Annotated in this window: 14 protein-coding genes; 7 read left to right on the top strand and 7 right to left on the bottom strand. The window is 66.6% G+C overall.

The annotated features are described in order from the left end of the window. Nucleotides 1-10 precede the first annotated feature (10 nt). Nucleotides 11-1,663: a CRTAC1 family protein gene (locus NJQ44_RS02710; protein ID WP_254273149.1), complete on the bottom strand. Its 1,653-nt coding sequence runs from the start codon at nucleotides 1,661-1,663 to the stop codon at nucleotides 11-13. 2 nt (nucleotides 1,664-1,665) lie between these two features. Then, nucleotides 1,666-2,982 carry a DUF7405 family protein gene (locus tag NJQ44_RS02705; RefSeq protein ID WP_254273148.1) on the bottom strand — a complete coding sequence of 439 codons (1,317 nt, stop codon included), beginning with the start codon at nucleotides 2,980-2,982 and terminating at the stop codon, nucleotides 1,666-1,668. Between the two features lie 242 nt (nucleotides 2,983-3,224). Between NJQ44_RS02705 and NJQ44_RS02700 the strand changes: the two genes are divergently transcribed. Genes NJQ44_RS02700 through NJQ44_RS02680 form a run of 5 tightly spaced genes read left to right on the top strand, consistent with a single transcriptional unit; the run spans nucleotide 3,225 to nucleotide 9,194 of the window. Further along, nucleotides 3,225-4,976, top strand: a complete 1,752-nt coding sequence (locus NJQ44_RS02700; RefSeq protein ID WP_254273147.1) for an ABC transporter substrate-binding protein — start codon at nucleotides 3,225-3,227, stop codon at nucleotides 4,974-4,976. Between the two features lie 21 nt (nucleotides 4,977-4,997). Then, a complete protein-coding gene (locus NJQ44_RS02695; RefSeq protein WP_254273146.1) occupies nucleotides 4,998-6,002 on the top strand; it encodes an ABC transporter permease in 1,005 nt (334 codons plus the stop codon). Continuing rightward, complete coding sequence (locus tag NJQ44_RS02690; protein WP_254273145.1) at nucleotides 5,989-7,008, top strand: ABC transporter permease; 1,020 nt, start codon at nucleotides 5,989-5,991, stop codon at nucleotides 7,006-7,008. Before NJQ44_RS02695 ends, NJQ44_RS02690 begins: the two co-directional genes overlap by 14 nt. Continuing rightward, nucleotides 7,009-8,100, top strand: a complete 1,092-nt coding sequence (locus NJQ44_RS02685) for an ABC transporter ATP-binding protein (RefSeq protein WP_254273144.1) — start codon at nucleotides 7,009-7,011, stop codon at nucleotides 8,098-8,100. It begins immediately after the preceding gene. Further along, nucleotides 8,097-9,194, top strand: a complete 1,098-nt coding sequence (locus NJQ44_RS02680; RefSeq protein ID WP_254273143.1) for an oligopeptide/dipeptide ABC transporter ATP-binding protein — start codon at nucleotides 8,097-8,099, stop codon at nucleotides 9,192-9,194. Before NJQ44_RS02685 ends, NJQ44_RS02680 begins: the two co-directional genes overlap by 4 nt. Nucleotides 9,195-9,251: 57 nt before the next feature. On the opposite strand, the gene NJQ44_RS02675 is transcribed toward NJQ44_RS02680, so the two are convergent. Next, complete coding sequence (locus NJQ44_RS02675) at nucleotides 9,252-10,349, bottom strand: Gfo/Idh/MocA family protein (RefSeq protein WP_254273142.1); 1,098 nt, start codon at nucleotides 10,347-10,349, stop codon at nucleotides 9,252-9,254. 90 nt (nucleotides 10,350-10,439) lie between these two features. Here NJQ44_RS02675 and NJQ44_RS02670 point away from each other — a divergent pair, with 90 nt between their 5' ends. After that, nucleotides 10,440-11,447, top strand: coding sequence for an NAD-dependent epimerase/dehydratase family protein (locus NJQ44_RS02670; protein ID WP_254273141.1), 1,008 nt, complete (start codon nucleotides 10,440-10,442; stop codon nucleotides 11,445-11,447). 46 nt (nucleotides 11,448-11,493) lie between these two features. On the opposite strand, the gene NJQ44_RS02665 is transcribed toward NJQ44_RS02670, so the two are convergent. Beyond that, nucleotides 11,494-11,949 carry a universal stress protein gene (locus NJQ44_RS02665; protein WP_254273140.1) on the bottom strand — a complete coding sequence of 152 codons (456 nt, stop codon included), beginning with the start codon at nucleotides 11,947-11,949 and terminating at the stop codon, nucleotides 11,494-11,496. Nucleotides 11,950-12,114: 165 nt separating this feature from the next. Between NJQ44_RS02665 and NJQ44_RS02660 the strand changes: the two genes are divergently transcribed. Next, nucleotides 12,115-12,348: a hypothetical protein gene (locus tag NJQ44_RS02660; protein ID WP_254273139.1), complete on the top strand. Its 234-nt coding sequence runs from the start codon at nucleotides 12,115-12,117 to the stop codon at nucleotides 12,346-12,348. On the opposite strand, the gene NJQ44_RS02655 is transcribed toward NJQ44_RS02660, so the two are convergent. The 3 genes from NJQ44_RS02655 to NJQ44_RS02645 all read right to left on the bottom strand — a co-directional run bounded on the left by NJQ44_RS02655 (nucleotide 12,349) and on the right by NJQ44_RS02645 (nucleotide 17,629). Then, nucleotides 12,349-13,251, bottom strand: coding sequence for a HEAT repeat domain-containing protein (locus NJQ44_RS02655; RefSeq protein ID WP_254273138.1), 903 nt, complete (start codon nucleotides 13,249-13,251; stop codon nucleotides 12,349-12,351). Nucleotides 13,252-13,323: 72 nt separating this feature from the next. Next, nucleotides 13,324-14,424, bottom strand: a complete 1,101-nt coding sequence (locus NJQ44_RS02650) for a helix-turn-helix domain-containing protein (protein ID WP_254273137.1) — start codon at nucleotides 14,422-14,424, stop codon at nucleotides 13,324-13,326. Nucleotides 14,425-14,536: 112 nt separating this feature from the next. After that, a complete protein-coding gene (locus tag NJQ44_RS02645; RefSeq protein ID WP_254273136.1) occupies nucleotides 14,537-17,629 on the bottom strand; it encodes a glycosyl hydrolase in 3,093 nt (1,030 codons plus the stop codon). Nucleotides 17,630-18,409 lie beyond the last annotated feature (780 nt).

Genomic DNA, 18,409 nt, shown 5'->3' with positions numbered 1-18,409 from the left:
CCGAGTCCCGCTACTCGGTCCGCGCCGTGACGACGACGCCGTCCTTGGTCAGACGAAGCCGCTGGTTCGCCGACACGTCCTCGAACTGCCGTTCGGTGCCGTCGGGCCACCGGACGTGGACGGTCGCAGTCTCGTGGTCGCCGAGACCGACGTGTTCGACGCGGGAGTCCTGCGAGAGGTAGTCGACGTTGGCCGTCTGTGCGACCACCTGTTCGGTGTCACCGGCCGTGACGGTAACGACGGCGCCGAGCGCCGTCGCGCCGTGCTCGTCGACGGCGCGGAACTGGAGGCTGTTGCCGTCGGCGGCCGCGTTGTCGTAGACGACGAACGGGGCGTCGTAGACGGCGACGACGAGTTCCTGCGCGCCGTCGTGGTCGTAGTCGAGCGTCGCCAGCCCTCGCCCGTCGGTCTCTTCCATCCCGTTACGGGTCTTGTTCACGCGGACGAATCCGTCCTCGCCCGACGCGCGGTTCGACTGGAACACCATCGGGTATGTGTAGACGGGGTCGGTCCGGTTGACGCGGACGACGTGTTGGGTCGTGTGGACGAGGTCGCGGTCGCCGTCGTTGTCGAAGTCGGTCGCGCTGGCGGCCCATCCCCACCCGCCGTGGCGAACGCCGAGGTCGTCGGCGCGGTCCTCGAAGCTTCCATCCCCGCCGTTGACGAGGAGCGTGTTGCCCTGCGTCCGACTGGAGTGGATGACGAACTCCAGTAAGCGTTTCAGGCGGTCGTAGCGCTCCTGGTCCATGTTCGCTTGCAGGTCGGGGAACCAAATGTTCGAGACGAACACGTCGGGACGGCCGTCGCCGGTCACGTCCGCGACTTCGGAGGCCATCCCGTTGCGGGCCGTCGACCCGCCGAGCGAGCGCTGTTCGAAAGTGCCGTCGCCGCGGTTGACGTACAGCGTGTCGTTGTTGTAGTCGTTGGCGACGTGGATGTCCGGGCGGCCGTCGCCGGTGAGGTCGGCGAAACTGGCCGCGAGGCTCCAGTGGTTGCCCCCGATGTCGTCGCTCTCGACCCGGCGGAACTCGCCGCCGACGTTCTCGTAGAGGTAGTTCCGGTTCCCGTTGTCCGCGTCGATGGTCGTTTCGAGGTTGAAGTAGCCCGCTGGCTTGCGGTCTCGCCACGGCCCGGACTGGTAGACGAACAGGTCGGTGTCCCCGTCGCCGTCGTAGTCGGCGGCCGTCGCGCCCAGCGGGTAGGTGAGGTTCCCGAGACCGTAGTCGGTCCGTTCGAAGGTCCCGTCGTCGTTGTGGAACGCGTGGACCGCGCCGTCCCGGGTGAACAGGAACAGGTCGGGGTAGCCGTCGCGTTCCACGTCGACGAACGCCGCGCTCTTGACCTTGCCCTCCACCGGCGGGAGCGCGTCGCTCCGGGCGAACTCACCCTCCCGATTCTCGAACAGCGTCGGTCCCGCCCCGCCGACGGCGAGCACGTCCGTCCACGAGTCGTTGTTCACGTCGGCGGCGTACACCCCGGAGTTGCCGCTTCCCACGCCGCTTCCGCTCGCCTCGTACTGGAGGCCCGACGCGGCCGTCGCGTTCTCGAACTGGAGACGGGGTGCGTCCCGGTCCGACGTGTTGGGACCGAACGCGCCGCCCGCCGAGCACCCAGCGAGGACGAGGAGCGCCGCAACTGCGACCGCGAGTGTGCCTCTCCGCATCGTCAGACCACCGGGAGCGCCCATTTCTCGCGGGGCGGTGCGAGATAGGCCCCGCGGCGGAGCGTCTCCAAGTAGTCGACGATGCCGTGTTCCTCGGCGGGCACGTCGTGGTCGTACTCGTCGACGTTCATCGCCTTGCGCGTCTCCACGAAGTCCTGCATCGTCTCCTGAATCGCGTTGAACTGGAACCCCGCGCCGTCGTGGACGGTGTCGGCGACGCCCTCGGTGCGGCGGAGGATGCGCGTCTCGAAGTCGTCGTCGCGGGCGCGGGCCACCTTCTGCGTGTGACCCACGCGGCCGTGCGCCTCGGCGTCGGCGTCGACGCGCTCGGCGTCCTCCTCGGTGATACCGCTGTCACTGCCGAGTTTCTCGCCGACGGGACCCACGTCGTCGGAACTGTGGGCCGGGCAGAACATCTCCTCGGTTCGCGCCTCGTGACTCTGGTCGTACCACCGGTCCAAGTCGATACGGAGTGTCGAGGACGCGATGGTCGTCCCGCCCGCCATGGGACCGTCGTCGATGGTGACGCGGTCCTCGCTCGGGAGGTTGTCCCGAAAGCCCGACTTGAAGCCCATCGACAGCGGGGCGTCCTCGGGGATGTCGTCGTTGTCGAGTTTGTCTGCGGGCAGACCCTTCCCGACGTAGCCGGTGTGACGACCGGCCTTCGAGAAGACGCCCTCGAACGTCCCCTCGACCGGGAGGCCGTTGACCTCGTCGAGTTCGCCGAACAGCGCCGCCTCCGCCGAGAGGACGACCGACCCGATGTCGCTGGTCAGCACCAGCACCGCGTCGTAGCCGTCGGCGTGTGCGGGGTCTTCACCGACCGCGTCGAGAACGGACTCCGGCGTCGCCAGTCCCTCGGGAACGTCCCCGACCTGCTCGAAGTACCGCGGCGCGTAGCCGAGCATGTAGAGGAGGCCGCGGTGGAACGCCGCCCCGGCGTTGCCGCCGGTTCCCCACTGGAACGCGCGGTCGAGCGTTCGCAGCGCGTTTTCCACCTGTTCGCGTTCGTCGGCCGTCGGCGGGGCCGACCCCTCGTAGGAGAGGCCGACCACGACGAGTTGCTGCGGGGGGACCGTGTTCCCGTGTGCGTCGCGGACGAGATATTCGCCCCACCGGTGCTGGCCGTTCGGGACGGCGTCGACGTCCCCGCGCGGGAACTGCGGCCCCGAATCGGTCGCCGTCTCCGTTCGTTGCTCGCCGTCGAGTTTCTCCTGTTCACTTTCGAGACACGCCGAGAGGGCGCTCGTCCCGCCGATAGCCACGGCCGCACGGACGAAGCTACGGCGAGAGAGCCCCCTCGAATCGTCAGAGCGCATTGCCTGTGGTAACGAATACCGAATGATAATTCTTTCGCTGGTCCGCGCCTCGGCGCAGACCGGCATCTCAGTCGCGTCCGAGCGGGGTATCACCCCCGCCCAGATTGGAGAAACCGGCCCTAATCGGGGACAATGTCGATGATTGACCAAAATGTTTAATACTGGTTAGCGGACTCGTCTCATTGTACGCCATGTCACAAGCTACTGATGACTATCGCGACCTGATTAGCCGACGGAACTTCGTGAAACTGACCGGTGTCTCCGGTGCCGCAGCCCTCGCCGGGTGTGGCGGCGGCGACGGCGGCGACGGCGGAGCCACCGACGGCGAGGGGGACGGCGACGCCTCGACCGACAGCGGCGGCGAGAGCGGGTCGCAGGTCCTCAACGCGACGCTGACCGGTGCCACGAACGAGGGCGTGCCGGCGAACATGCACCTCAATCCGATGGCGACGCAGAACTACGACTACATCGCCGGAAACCACCTCTTCGAGCGCTTCGCCGCCTACAACTTCTCGACGCAGGAGTTCGAGATGGCGGGCCTCGAGAGCTGGAACATCGAGGGACAGACAGTCACCCTGACCCTGCGCGACGACCTGACGTGGGACACCGGCGACCCCGTCACCGCGGGCGACGTCATCACGCAGTTCAAGCTGATGAAAAAGACCGGCGCGACTCTGTGGGACTTCGCCGACAGCGTCGAACAGGGCGAGGACGACAAGACGGTCGTCATCAACCTCAAGCGGCCGTCGAACCCGGAGATTATCAAGCACACACTCGCCAACGGCGACCTCCGGATTCACGGCTACCAGCCCGTCTTCAACGAGTTCCTCGATAAGGACGCGGCGGCCATCCAGCAGTTCCAGTGGGAAGAAGACATCCACGGAAACGGACCGTTCAGCTACGAGGGGAAAAACGACCAGGCGTGGACGCTCTCGCGCAACAGCGAGTTCTACAACGCGGACAACATCAACTTCAGCACGCTCGAACTGCTGAGCCGACAGGACAACACCGCGCTCCAGCAGGGCCTGATGGGCGGCGAACTCGACGTCGTTACGACGCTGTTCGCCCCGCCGAAAATCGTCGCGAACTTCCCCGACCGCGTCGAGGAGATACCGCTTCCGGCGAAGTGGGGCTACGGTGTCCTGTTCAACCACGGCGATAAGGACTTCGGGAAGCGGAAGGTCCGACAGGCCGTCGCCCACGTCATCAACCGCCAGCAGGTGGCCGACAACGCTGGCCCGCGCACGAAAGACCCCGCACCGAAGGTCACCGGTATCGCCCCGGCCGACCAGGAGTCGTGGCTCGGTGACGCCTACAGCAACTTCGAGAGCTACGGCATGGACGCCACCCAGTCCGAGAAGGCGGCGTCGCTGCTCCGCGAGGCGGGCTACTCGAAGTCCGGCGGCAAGTGGCAGGACAGCAACGGCAACACGCTTGGCGGCAGCTACATCACCCCGGCCGGATGGACCGACTGGACGACGGCGACCAACACCGTCGTCGACCAACTGAACTCCTTCGGCTTCGACTTCGAAATCAACTCCCTGCCGGGCGGCGACTACTTCAGCGCCTACATCGAGTCCAACTTCAAGATGGGCGCGCTGTACTGGCTGCCGGGCGGCGCTCGCTCGTCGTTCCCGTACTTCCCGCTGCGCTGGCAGATGAAGATTCCCGACATCAACGGTGGGCACAACTTCACCGAGGGCCAGAAGACCGTCCCCGCGATGGACGGCTCGGGCCAGATGACGCTGAACCCGCTCGAAGAGATTCAGAGCGTCGCGACGACCCAGGACCAGGGACAGGTCGCCGAGACGGTCCAGCGCGTCGCGTGGCACCACAACCAGAACCTCCCGGTGCTGGGCCTGGTCGGCAAACTCGACCAGTCGTGGCTCACCGACGCCGAGTGGGACGTTGCGTCCGAAGACGACCCGGCCCGCGGCGTCAAGTGGCCCTCCCACTGGCTCCCCAAGCAGGGCAAGCTCAGCGCCAAAGAATAACACCACCAGAGGAAGTACGCAATGGTCAACTACTACGTGCGCCGGACCGCCAGAGTGTTCGTCACGATATTCCTCGTGGCGTCGCTGACCTTCGGTCTGGTCCGGTTGCTCCCCGGCGGCCCGTTCACGCTGTTACGCGCCCAACTGCTCCGGCAGGGAGTGCCAGCCGACGAAGTCGACGCGAGAATCGCGAACCTGCAGAACATCCAGCCCGACGCGCCCCTGTGGCGGCAGTACATCGACTACATGCTCGCGCTCTTTCAGGGGAACCTCGGGGAGTCCATCTCGCTCGGTGAGCCTGTCGTGTCGGTGCTCGCCAGCGCGGCGCCGTGGACGATTTTCGTCGTGCTCGTCTCGACGATACTCGTCTTCGCGGTCGGCATCTTCCTCGGGTCGCTGCAGGCCTACTGGGAGGGGAGCCGGTTCGACCAGGTGGTCTCCGGCGTCTCGATTTCGCTGATGTCGCTCCCGTTCTACGTCGTCGCCGTCATCGCGCTGTACGTCTTCGCCTACCAGTTCGGGTGGCTCCCGACGGCGGGGACTGTCGCGAACGGCGTCGAGCGAGAACTCGGCATCCCGTTCATCGTCAGCGCGCTGAAACATAGCGTGCTTCCCATCTTCTCGTACACCATCGGTGCCATCGGTGGACAGGCGCTCGCGATGCGTGGCAACAGCATCCAGGTGCTCGGGAACGACTACGTGCAGGTGGCTCGGCTCCGCGGCCTCGCGGACCGCCGTATCGCGACCCGGTACGTCGCCCGGAACGCCATCCTGCCGATGTACACGGGGTTCCTGCTCCTGCTCGGCTTCCGCCTCGGCGGAACCGTCATCCTAGAGCAGATATTCTCCTACACCGGCCTCGGCTACTACATGATTTCGGCGCTGAACGCCAACGACTACCCACTGATGATGGGGACGTTCCTCGTCATCACCGTGGCGCTGGTGCTGGGCGTCTACGTCGCCGACCTGACCTACAGCAAAATCGATCCGCGAATCAGCGCAGGTGAATCAGATGAAGCATACTGAGACGGACAGCACGGGCGTCGACTGGCGGAGCGAGAGCACGTCGGCACCCGACATGTCGACGGGCGAGCGACTCCGCGAGGTGTACGAAGAGCAGATTCGGACCCCGCTACTGGTCGCGTGGGCCGACTGGCGGACCCGCATCGGGTTCCTCATCATCGGGTTCTACCTGCTGATGGCGCTCGTCGCGGTGCTGGGCCTCTGGCGCGAACCGTCGACCAGCCAAGCGCCGCGCTATCTGATGCTGTTCGAGAATATGAAGTACCCCCTCGGCACCACCGCCTCGGGGGTCGACCTCGCCGCGCTCATCATCCACTCGACCCCGGCCATCCTGCTGATGATTACGGCCGGTGCGGTCTGGGCGACGGGTATCGCCGTCGCCATCGGGACGCTCGCGGGGTACAAGGGCGGCCGCGTCGACCGGACGCTGATGTCCTTCTCGGACCTCGTGATGGCGATTCCGGGCCTCCCGCTCGTCATCATCCTCGCGGTGACGCTGAACCCCGAGAACCCCATCCTGCTGGGCGTCATCATCAACATCAGCTACTGGGCCGGTCTCGGCCGGTCGCTCCGCTCGCAGGTTCTCACCATACGCGAGAACGACTACGTCGAGGCGTCCCGGACGATGGGCGTCAGCACGCCCCGCATCATCGCGAAGGACATCATCCCGAACCTCATGCCGTACGTGACGGTCAACTTCGTGTTCGCCGCGCGCTACGTCATGTTCGCCTCGGTCGGCCTGTACTTCCTCGGCGTCCTCCCCTACTCGACGCAGAACTGGGGCGTGACGCTGAACTTCGCGTACAGCGGCGGCGCGCTGTTCTCGTGGAGCGCGGCCCACTGGCTGTTGGCCCCGATGGTCGCCATCATGGGCCTCTCGCTCGGCCTCATCCTCCTCGGACAGGGGATGGACCGCGTGTTCAACCCCCGGGTCCGAACCCGGATGGCTGGCGAGTCCAAATCGACGGCCAGCGACGACGAGGACGCCACCGTGACGGAGGTGCTCTAGATGACTCCAGACGCGACGACGACACAGCGACACGGCGACCCGACGGAAGCGACCGACCCCATCATCGAGATGCGCAACGCCAAGGTCACGTACGACGGCGGCGAGACGTTCGTCTTAGACGACGTGAGCATGGCCGTCGAGCGCGGCGAAGTGGTCGGCGTCGTCGGCGAGAGCGGCAGCGGCAAGTCGATGTTCGCGTCGGCGATGCTCGACGCGATTCCCGACCCCGGCCGCCTCTCCGGCGAAATCCTCTACCACAAGGACGACGGGACGACCATCGACGTGCTGGAACTCAGCGACGAGGAACTCCGACAGTTCCGCTGGGAGGAGGTTGCGATGGTGTTCCAGGGGGCGATGAGTTCGTTCAACCCCACGATGAAAATCGGCGGGCACTTCGAGGAGACGCTGAAGGCCCACGACGCCAACGTGACCGAAGGGATGGAGTTCGCCCGCGAACTCCTCTCTGACCTGTATCTCGACCCCGACCGCGTGCTGGACTCGTACCCGCACGAACTCTCGGGTGGGATGCAACAGCGCGCGCTCATCGCGCTCTCGCTCATCCTCGAACCGAACGTCCTCGTGATGGACGAACCGACGGCGGCGCTGGACCTGCTGATGCAGCGGTCCATCCTGATGCTCCTCCAGGAGCTACAGGAGAAGTACGACCTGACGATGGTGTTCATCACGCACGACCTGCCGCTGGTGGCCGCGCTGGCCGACCGGATGGCCGTGATGTACGCCTTCGACCTCATCGAAGTCGCGCCGCGGGACCAACTCATCGGCAACTCCGGGCACCCGTACACGCGTGCCCTGCTCAACTCGACGCCGAACCTCGACGCGCCGCTCGAAGAGATGCGCGCCATCGAGGGACAGAGCCCCGCGCCGATCAACGTGCCGTCTGGCTGTTCGTACGCGCCGCGCTGTCCGCTGGCGACCGACGAGTGCCGCGAGGTCGACCCAGAGTTCTACGCGACGGGCGAGGGTCACAGCACGGCCTGCCACCACTGGGAGCAGGCGCGCGAGACCATCGAACTGAACTTCGAGGCAATCGACGCCGACGCGGTCGGCGTCGCGACGGAGGACGAACAATGAGTCAGACCGACCACGTCGCCGACGCGACGACAGGGGACGACGCACCGCTCATCTCGCTGGAGGACGTCGAAGTCCACTTCGAGGAGGACCAAGGACTGCTCGACTTCTTCGAGGAACCGGACACCGTCAGGGCCGTCGACGGTATCTCGCTCGACATCGAGGAGAACGACGTGCTCGCCCTCGTCGGTGAGAGCGGGTGTGGGAAATCGACGCTCGGGAAGACAAGCATCGGACTCCAGCGACCCACCGGCGGCACCGTCCGCTACCGCGGACAGGACATCTGGGCGGCCAAGGACGGCCGCGGCGACGTGGACATCCCGTTCGACGAGATTCGCTCGTCGCTCCAGATAATCCATCAGGACCCCGGGAGTTCGCTGAACCCGAACCAGCGCATCGTCGACATCCTCGCCCAACCCATCAAACTCACTCACCCGGACGTGGGCCTCAGCGAGCGTCGCGAGCGCATCTACTCGCTGCTCGAACGCGTCGGGATGAACCCGGCCGCGGACTTCGCCGACCGGTATCCCCACCAACTCAGCGGCGGGGAGCAACAGCGCGTGGCGCTGTCGCGCGCCCTGCTGATGAACCCGGACCTCATCCTCGCGGACGAGGCCATCAGCGCGCTGGACGTGTCGCTCCGCGTCGAGATGATGGACCTCATGCTCGACTTGCAGGACGACTTCGACACCTCGTTCGTGTTCATCTCCCACGACCTCTCGAACGCGCGGTACTTCGCCGAGCACGGGAACGGTCGCATCGGCGTGATGTACCTGGGCGAACTCGTCGAAGTCGGTCCGGCGGAGCAACTCATCGAGGACCCCGGCCATCCGTACACGAACGTGCTTCGGTGGGCGACGCCGGACCTCGCGCTCCACTCGGCGGGCGCGAGCGAACCGCCGATGCGGAAAATCGACATCCCCGACCCGGTCAATCCGCCGAGCGGGTGTCGGTTCCACACGCGCTGTCCGGAGGCGCGAGAGGCGTGTCGCGAGTCCTGTCCCGCCCTCACGGGCGAGACGAACGAGCACCGCACCGCGTGCTTCCGGACCCAACCGGACCACGAGTACTGGGACAGCGCGCCGCTGGACGACTGAACGCGCGTTCTTCGGGGCGCGTTCGCCCTTTCACCGTGTAAAACCGCGCAGCCGTGCTTACTCCTCGACGGATTCCGGCGTCAACCGCCCCGACGCGACCATCTCTTCGAGCGGATGCCCCTCGATTTCTGCGGGGAGGTCGACCCGCCCGGTTCGTCGGGCAGACTCGTAGCCCGCGAACAGTATCTCGGCCGTGTTGAGGCCGCGCCGTCCGCTGAGGACCGGTTCCCGGCCCTCGTCGAGCGCATCGACAACTTCGCTCGCCGCCCGGTCCTGAAAGGCCGACCCGAACCGGTCGGTTTCGGACCCGGTGGCGTGCATCGTCTCGCCGTTCACGTCGATGGCCTCGCGGTCCCCGCCGTGGACGACTTCGAGCATCGGCCCGTCGGCCACGTCGATGCGTATCTCGCCGGTCGTGCCCCGGAGGACGAACGCGGCGTCGGCGAAGTCGCTCCCCGTCCCGCCCGAGAGCGTGCCGTAGACGCCGTTGTCGTAGCGCCACTGCGCCCACATCTGGTTCTCCTGATGGGTGCCAAAGCGTACGTCCTCCTCGCGGTAATCGAGGGCGGCCAGCACCCACTCCGCGGGGCGTTCGTCGTTGAACATCCCCGCCAAGTCGACGGTGTGCGCGCCGGTGTCGTAGAAGTCGCCCCACGTAATCTCGACCCGGCGCAAGTCGCCGATTTCCCCGTCGTCGAGCAGTCGCTTCGCCTCGACGAACGGCTTGCCGAAGCGGCGCTGGCGGTTGAAGGTGAGTTGCACGTCGCGCCGCCAGCACCCTTGGACCATCGTCTGGGCGTCGCCCCAACTGGTCGCCATCGGTTTCTCGCAGTGGATTGCGTCGACGGTATCGCTCCGGGCACAGCCGACGACCACGTCGTGGTGGACCGCTGGCGGCACCGCGACCGTGGCGATGTCGGGGTCCAGTTCGGCCAGCATCGTCTCGTACTCCTCGTAGACGGCCGACTCGGGCAGGTCGAACGTCGCCGCGAAGGCGGCCCCGTTCTCGGGAACGATGTCCGCGACGCCGACCACCTCGCACCGGCCGTCGTTCTCGAACGCTTCGGCGTGTCGATACCCCATCGCGAACCCGTCGACAGAGGGGTTCGACGGGTCCGGTCCCGCACCGATGATGACGACTTCGTACTCGGTCATGTCTCGAGTCGAACCACGCCGAACGGCGTGAAAATCGTTACGCCCGGACCCGTCCCACAACTATACAGGTCCCGCCCGAGAGGCACGACCATGGAAGCACTCATCATCGGCGGCACGGGCCTCATCAGCACGGGAATTACCCGACAGGCGGTCGCGGCGGGCCACGACGTGACGGTGTTCACGCGCGGCGAAACCGAGGCGGACCTGCCCGCGTCCGTCGACCGCATCACGGGCGACCGGACCGACCGCGAGGCGCTGGAACGGGCGCGAGACGCCATCTCGCTGGGGTGCGTGATAGACATGGTCGGCTTCGACCCGGCGGACGTCGAGACGGCCATCGACGTGTTCGCCGGGCACGTCGACCAGTACATCTTCTGTAGCACGGTCGACGTGTATCACCGACCCGTCGCGACGATGCCGGTTCGGGAACGGGCGGCGCGCGAACCGCCGGTCAGCGAGTACGGCGCGGACAAGGCGGCCTGCGAGGACCTGTTGTTCGAGGCCTACCGAGCGGACGGGTTCCCGGCGACGATTATCCGCCCGTGGGACACCTACGGCGAAGGCGGCAGCCTCAACAACACGCTCTCCAGTGGCGCTTACGTCGACCGACTCCGGGAGGGCAAGCCGATAGTCGTCCACGGCGACGGCACCTCGGTCTGGGCCCCCTGTCACCGCGACGACGTGGCCGCCGCGTTCGTGGCTGCCATCGGGAATCACGAAGCCATCGGCGAGGCGTACCACACGACGGCGACGGAAGCGATGACGTGGAACCAGTACCACCGGCGGGCGGCGGCCGCACTGGACGCCCCGGACCCCGAACTCGTCCACGTCCCGACCGACGCGCTCCGCGAGGCAGTCCCCGACCGAACGACGGCGTTGCTGGACCACTTCCAGTTCTCGACGGTGTTCGACACGTCGAAGGCCCGCCGTGACCTCGACTTCCGACAGACGGTTTCGTGGGAGGAGGGCGTCCAACGCACCGTCGACCGTCTCGCGGCCGACGGCGCACTCGACGACTGGGACAGCGACCCCGAGTACGACGCCGTCGTCTCGGCGTGGCGCGACGCGACCGAGTCGTTCGCCGCAGAACTCCGCTAACCCGACTCGTCGGAGCGGTGGGACTGCACAGTCGGCCCGGACCGATTCACTCGGTGACGACGGTGGTGTAGCCGTCGAAGTTGAGGATTACCCGCTGTGCGAAGTCGCCGAAGACGGCCTTGCCCGTGGGTGAGCGAGACGTGCCGACGATGAACGCGTGGTCGCAGTCGTGTTCGGCGGCCGTATCGAGGACGTTCCGCGCCCGACTGGACGCCGAGTCGACCGAGACCACCACGTGCGCCTCGACATCGGCGTCGGCCAGGACCGGTTCGGTGAACTCTTTCGCGTCCGCCGCCGCGCCGTCGATGACGGCCGAGTGGTCGTAGTCGACGTGTTCGACCCGCCCGACCGATTCGAGCGTGTCCACGTCCGCGTCGTACTCCGCCCCGTCGAGGTGCCACAGCAAGACGAGTTCGTCGCCGTCGTCGGTCCAGTTCGTCACTTCCGAGAGCAGGTCACGATGCGTCTCCGTCGCTCTGAGGCTCACAAGCCCGCGTTTCATACGTCCGAGAATTCCGCGCTCAGCCTATAAAAGTACCGACGAGCGGCGGTACCGCGGGTGCGGTGCTTCGACGGGACGGCAGGTTGCGCGGACCCGCCCACGTCTACCGCGGCGACCGTCGAATCTGACCGGGACGTTAATGAGCGTTCGGACGGATGCGAACGTATGGCACTCAGAGAGAATCTCATGGACGCCCTCTGCGAGCAGCGGAACCAGATACCGCTCATGCTCGCCGTCGTCATCGTGATGGGGCTGCTGCTCGCGTTCTCGTTCCTGTTTCTGCAACCCGGCACCGCCGCCTACGTCATCGCGCTCGTCGACCTGATACTCGTCGTCGGCTGTCTCGTCACCTTCGGCGGGACGTACTGGTACTGTACGAAGCGGGCGATGGAGAACTGACTACTCCTCGAGGAAGGCGGCCGTCTCCGCGGCGAACGCCGCGACTTCGTCGTCCGGGTCGGTTGCCGCCACGTCGCTGAGCGCGTCGGCGTACTGTGCGTCGTCGAGGAAGCCGAGCGTCCGCACGGCTCGCGCCCTGAGAACGCCCACGTCGGCGTCGAGGCAGGCGAGAATCGCGTCCGCGACCGGGTCGACCGCCGACGGCGATTCGCTTCCGACCGCGCCGAGTACGTCGAGCGCGGCCCCGCGCACGACGAGGTCCTCGGCGGTCGTGAGGTCGGCGACGGTGTCGACGTGGTCGACGAGCGCCGACGGTTCTGCCTCGGCCACCGCGACGACGACGTTGGCGAACACCTGCCGAGCGACCCGTTCGTGTTGCTGTTCTTCCTCCTCGTGCTCTCGAATCGTCCGCTGGGTGATTTCGTCGCCAACGCACGCCGCCATCGACTCGTCGTCGTCGCTGGCTGGCGGGCGACCGAGACGGTCGAGGAGCGTCCCGACGACCGGCGTGCAGTGGGCCGGTTCCTGTTTCGCGACGGTGGCGAGCAGTTGCGCGCCCGCTATCTGCACGCCCCCGAGGTCTGCGTCGGCCAGCGCCGCCGCGCGGTCGAGCGTCTCGACGACGACCGCTGGGTCGGCCGTCGCGGCCTGTGTGAGCGCCGCCGCGGCCGTCTGGACCACGCCGGGGTTCTCGTCTGTCAGTGCCCGCCCGAGTTCGTCGACGACGGGACGAACGCTGTCGGTGTCGTCTTCGGCGAGTGTCGTACAGACCCGCGCGCCACGCTGGCGCACCGGTGCGCTGTCGGCGTCGAGGGCCGCCCGAATCTCGGCCGGGTCGACGGACTCGGGGGTCACGTCGTTCGCTGCCACCTCTCGGAGAGGGGTCTGGCTAGTACCGGACATATAGGCCCGCTTTCGGCCCGACCCACAAATACGTACCGGTGTCACCGAGTAGCACGCGGGCGACGAAACCCGCTACAGCGCGCCCGACCGCGCCAAGAGGTCGAGGAACGCCTCGACCGGGAGGGCGACGGCGATGCGACGGATTTCGAGGTCCTCTTCGGTCGCGCCCCGACCGCCGATGTGGACCCGTCCGTCGCCCGTCTCGACGGACACCGTCTTGACGCCCGCGAGGTCGGTGTACGTCGGTCGCTCGCCCGTTCGTGACGACTGCGACGGGTAGGTTATCGACGCGACGGTGCCGGTCACCCGCCGGTTCGCGCCGGTCTCGATGTCGTTCCCCTCGACGACGACGGGAATCGGGACGCCCGACCGCGTCAGCGGTTCGACGTCCCGGATGAACTCGATGATGTCGACGTAGGTGGTGAGGTCGGTGTAGTCGGCGACGAACAGCGGTTCGCTCCCGGCCCACCGCCCGGCGAGGAAGAACCAGTGGAAGATGTAGGCGATGGACTGACTAGAGAGCGTCAGCACGTAGTCGTCGGCGTTCTCCCTGTTCGGGGCCATCCAGACGGACCGCCGGTCGACGATGACGAGGAACGGCGAGGGGACGCGGTGGGTCCGTAGCTCCGAGACGGGTTGCGAGCGCACCTCGCCAAGTCCGGTGCGCTGTTCGAGCGTGACGCGGACGACCGCACCACCGTCGCGCGCCTCGCCGAGCGCCGACCGGAGTTGGAAGTACTCGGTGTCCGTACAGATGACCTCGACCAGATACCCGGCCTCCCGAACGTCGGCCAGTATCTGGTCCATCGCCCCGGCGACGCCGCTATCGAGCAGCGTGAGGTTCCGTTCGTGGAACTCCGAGCGCTGCCATTCGTCTTCGATGTGGTCCGCCGTCTCGGCGAGCGTCTGTCCGGTCCGCCGGAGTTGTTCGAGAACCTCGGTCGGGTCGGTCGCTCTGGCGTGGCGCTTGCCGTTGTGCGAGAACGTCTCGACGTGGCCGTCCGCTTCGAGGCTCGACACCACGTCGTAGATTCGAGACCGCGGAACCGAACACTCGGTCGCGAGTACCGTCGCGGGGACCGAATCGTACTCCACGAGCGCGGCGTACGCCTGCGCTTCGTAGGCCGTGAATCCGATTCGTTCTAGCTCCGCGACCGCGTCGTCTTGTTTCATGGTGGCAGTCCCTAACGTCCACGAACGTTCACGACAGTATGGCCGTTTCGGTCCGACGCGAGGCCCCCGAAGAAAATGTAGACAGACGGGTCGGCCGCGATGTGCCCGACGCTCAGGCGCCGTCTTCGACTTCCGTCACCGTCGCCGTCGCCGTGTTCCCCGCGGCGTCGGTGACGACCAACTCGACTTCGTAGGTGTGGCCGTCGTTGTCCGCTTTGTTCGCGCGCATGTTCTGCTGGTCGGCGGCGGACCCGCCGCTGACGCCGATGGAGACGGTGTCCTCGACGGCCCCGTCCGTGGTGTCGGTCAGCGTCAGGTCGACCGTGTCGAGGTCGGTGTCGCTGTCGGAGACGGTCCAGTCCACGGTGAAGTCCGCGTGCGGGTCGTTGCCGCCGTTCTCGCTCATCGAGAGGCTGTCGACCGAGGGGCCGCCCGTGTCGTTGGTCGGTTCGCTCTCGGTGATGCTCGTCGAGGACGACGTGGTGTTGCTGGCCGCGTCCGTCACAGTCAGGTCGACGGTGTAGGCGTTGCCCGTGCCGTCGTCGCCGGGCGCGATGAGCCGCGTCGTGCCGCTGGCGCTGGACCCGCTCACGCTCACCGTGGCGGTGTCGTCCGTCGCTCCGGCGGTGTCGTCGGTCAGGGTCAGGTCGACCGACGAGAGGTCGCCGTCGCCGTCCGAGACGCTCCACGACACGTCGAAGGCCGCGTCGACCGTGCTCGTCTCGACTTCGCTGACGGAGAGGCTGTCGACGGTCGAGGCGGAGCCGGAACCACCGCTGCTCCCGTCGCCGGACGTGGCGATGGAATTGGCCGGGACGGAGAGACTCGTGCCGTCGGAGAACGTGACCGTCGTCGAACTGCTCGACGGGTTGTACGCGACGTACGTCTTCGAAGCGCCGTCGTCGTAGACGGTCGTGAGCGGATGGTCGGCCGTGATGGACTTGACGGCCGTCCCCATCGCGTCGGTGTTGTATATCCAGTGGTAGGTGTGGGCGCGGCTCTCGCCGAACTCCACCGGATAGCTGTCTTTCCGGGCCGTCCAGAGGTTCTTCGCGTCGGTCACGTCCGAGAGCGCGCGGTACATCCACAGGATGTCGGGCCAGTACTGGAAGCTGTCGCCGTCGGGGTCGTTGCTCACCAACTCGTTGTAGTTGGCGGCCGCGGCGTCGGTGTCCCACCCGAGATACGACGACGAGGCGACGACGGGCAGATAGTTGATGCCGTGGATGGCCTCCACGTCGGTCGTGAAGAAGGTGTCGTACTTGTAGCCGTCACCCCACACCATCGCAGCGGTGTCGTACGGCCAGTTCGACGGCTGGTTGGTGTCGTCCACGTCGAACCAGTACTCCTGCACCGCGTGGACTTCCGTGGTGTAGAGGAACACGCCAGCGTCGCGGAGTTGCGTGTCGCCGGTGTACTCGCCCCACAGAATCATCGAGGCGTAGGCGTTGAGCGCCTCCGAGGAGGACTCCTGATTGTTCCCGTCGGCGAAGTCGGCGCCGCCGCCGTCGGCCCACGAGTGGCCCTCGTAGGGGCTGAAGTTACGCAGGAACGGGAACGAGTCCTTCGGGTTACTCGCCGGGGACTGGGCGTTGGCGCGGTTCGGACGCTCCCAGTTAGCGAAGTCCCGGATGAGGAGGTTGACCATCCCGCCCCAGTTCGAGTCCTGCGCCCACGTCCGGTCGTTGCGGGCGATTTCCGCAGCCCCGCGGATGTAGTAGCCGTAGTGGAAGTGGTGGTCGTTGATGTTCGCACCCGACCCGAACGAGTCGTTGTAGCCGATGAGGGTGCCCCAGTTCTGGTCGTAGTAGAACACGTCCTCCGAACGGGTGGGACCTTCCTGACTGGCGTCGAGCCAGACTTCGAGGTCGTCGCGCAGCCCCAGCGTGTTGTTGTCGCCGTTCAGGAAGTAGTCGGCCGCGGCGGTGTCGCCGACCTGTTCGGCGATGGGGATGAGTTCGGCCAGTCGGCCGTAGTTCTTCCCCGTCCAATAGGTGCCGTCGCCGGGGCTGTCCGGCCCCGTCTCGATGAGCGTCTTGTTGGACTCCTCCTCGTCGACGTAGCTCGCGAGTTCCGATTTGTCGTAGCTCCCCTCGTCGGGCATGAACGGCAAGACGCCCGGGAAGGTGTAGGTGGTCTGGATCGACGAGCCGCCGCTGACGGTCTTCATCGTCCCGCGCGCACTGGTGTACGTGTACGACGTGAACGACTCGGAGGAGTACTTGTGCTGGTGGGGGAACAGGGCGTGGAACGACCCGCTTGCCCCGCTCTCGGCTTTGTTCTCGGTCGTCAGGTCGAACGTGGTGGTGACCTCGCCCGCCGCCTGGTCGTAGTTCCACGACACCGTCGTGTCGCGGATGAAGTTGTAGGCGTACGTCTCCAGTTCGGTGAGGGCGGCGCTGGTCGCCTCGGGCAGGGCCGCGACGGTGAGGTAGCCCGCGCCGTTCAGCGCGGACGTGAGTTCGGTCGTCCCCTGCCCGGACCACGTCGCGCCCGACGGCGCGTACAGGCCGTAGGCGTGGCCGTTGATTTCGATACCGAGGACGTTGCCGTCGTCCGCGAACACCGTCGGCGCGGACGGGAACGAGACGACGGCGTCGCCGCCCTCGTACTCGGCGAAGACGTACGGCGAACCCTGCGCGATAGTCGTGGTGAGCGTCGTCGACGTGCCGTCGCCCCACTTCGCGACGGTGTGCCAGTCGCCGTAGCCGTCACACCGCGTGTCCGAGAACGACGAGGTGGCCGAGTGGCCGATGGTGAGGTCCGTCGTGTCGTCCATCATCGCGATAGCGTCCGTGACGCCCGACGAGGAGATGTTCCACTCCGTCGGGTTGCTCACGTCCAGCCCCGCCCCGGACGCGTCCGCGGCGACGGGATGTGCGAACATCGGGTTGGAGTACTGGAACCACAGCAGCGTGCTCCACCAGTCGTTCGTCGGGATGGGGGCCTCGACGTTCGACGTGGTGTACTGTGTGCCCTGCGGTGTTCCCTCGCCGCTGGGGGCGGTGGTGACGTAGCTTCCGTTGCCGACACCGACTTCCTGCGCGCTGGCAAGCCCGGAGAGTCCGGGGAGCACACCGGCCGCGGCCGCCGCCTTGAGCACGCCACGTCGTGTCAGTGGCAGGCCGCCGTCGTCGTCTGACTCGTCTGTCCGGTCCGCAGTCGATTCGCGTCGACTCTCGTCGTCCAGTGTGTTCGGTTGCATGGTAGATTCGCCACTCGTGCACTCCGCGGCACGGTAACATCAGTCCAGTAGGGAACGGGGGGCATATCCACTGTTACCACGCCGGTGGTGACAACCTTCATCATTGATAGCGCATGTCGATTCCGGCCCCAGTCGACGCGCGGAATCGGGACTCGTCGGCGGTACTGACACCGCGACGAAGCGCGCTACTGCGCCGAGAGCGGAGCGAAGGAACGCGGAGGGACGGACAGAGAGAAACGAAAAGCAGAACCGGAGACGAGGAGCGCGGTCACCGACGGCGAGCAGTGCGACGGGTCGCCGTGTCCGTCACCGGCGACGACGCAGACCGTGCCGTCACCGGCGACGGGCGTCGTCAGTCGCATCGGCGTCCCGTCAGTGGTCCCCGCGTAGACGCCCTCGGAGCCTGCGCTGACGGCGGTCGACTATCGCCGACGCTCGGTGACGGAAGTAGCAGAGAAGGGGCGACCGTGGGAAATGGAACACGGCCGACCCCTGAACGGTGGCATGGTGGTGCAACGGACCGCTGGCAGACGGCCCAACTGACTGACACTACCCTCGCGCGGCGGCGAGTGTAGCACTTGGAGTAACCTGACTCCGTTCAGTCAATTCGAACACTCCTACAAAAAGTTGTCGCTCTTCCGATTCCGGCGGGCGGGTCAGAGTGACGAGGGTGCCACGAGGGCAACGATGCTCACCCACTGCGACGAGCGACCTCGACGCTGACCCTCACCGGGAACGCGATACCGGCGTCGGGGCACATTACCATAGTTGTTTATTTGT

The sequence above is a fragment of the Haloarcula marina genome (assembly GCF_024218775.1).
Lineage (GTDB): Archaea > Halobacteriota > Halobacteria > Halobacteriales > Haloarculaceae > Haloarcula > Haloarcula marina.
The sequence above is the reverse complement of the archived record's forward strand: the minus strand, read 5'-3'. Positions and strand labels throughout refer to the sequence as shown.

Coding starts and splice junctions, on each gene's coding strand:
- NJQ44_RS02710 (WP_254273149.1), bottom strand. CDS start 1,663: ATGCGGAGAGGCACACTCGCGGTCGCAGTTGCGGCGCTCCTCGTCCTC.
- NJQ44_RS02695 (WP_254273146.1), top strand. CDS start 4,998: ATGGTCAACTACTACGTGCGCCGGACCGCCAGAGTGTTCGTCACGATA.
- NJQ44_RS02655 (WP_254273138.1), bottom strand. CDS start 13,251: ATGTCCGGTACTAGCCAGACCCCTCTCCGAGAGGTGGCAGCGAACGAC.
- NJQ44_RS02660 (WP_254273139.1), top strand. CDS start 12,115: ATGGCACTCAGAGAGAATCTCATGGACGCCCTCTGCGAGCAGCGGAAC.
- NJQ44_RS02675 (WP_254273142.1), bottom strand. CDS start 10,349: ATGACCGAGTACGAAGTCGTCATCATCGGTGCGGGACCGGACCCGTCG.
- NJQ44_RS02665 (WP_254273140.1), bottom strand. CDS start 11,949: ATGAAACGCGGGCTTGTGAGCCTCAGAGCGACGGAGACGCATCGTGAC.
- NJQ44_RS02705 (WP_254273148.1), bottom strand. CDS start 2,982: ATGCGCTCTGACGATTCGAGGGGGCTCTCTCGCCGTAGCTTCGTCCGT.
- NJQ44_RS02685 (WP_254273144.1), top strand. CDS start 7,009: ATGACTCCAGACGCGACGACGACACAGCGACACGGCGACCCGACGGAA.
- NJQ44_RS02680 (WP_254273143.1), top strand. CDS start 8,097: ATGAGTCAGACCGACCACGTCGCCGACGCGACGACAGGGGACGACGCA.
- NJQ44_RS02670 (WP_254273141.1), top strand. CDS start 10,440: ATGGAAGCACTCATCATCGGCGGCACGGGCCTCATCAGCACGGGAATT.
- NJQ44_RS02645 (WP_254273136.1), bottom strand. CDS start 17,629: ATGCAACCGAACACACTGGACGACGAGAGTCGACGCGAATCGACTGCG.
- NJQ44_RS02690 (WP_254273145.1), top strand. CDS start 5,989: ATGAAGCATACTGAGACGGACAGCACGGGCGTCGACTGGCGGAGCGAG.
- NJQ44_RS02650 (WP_254273137.1), bottom strand. CDS start 14,424: ATGAAACAAGACGACGCGGTCGCGGAGCTAGAACGAATCGGATTCACG.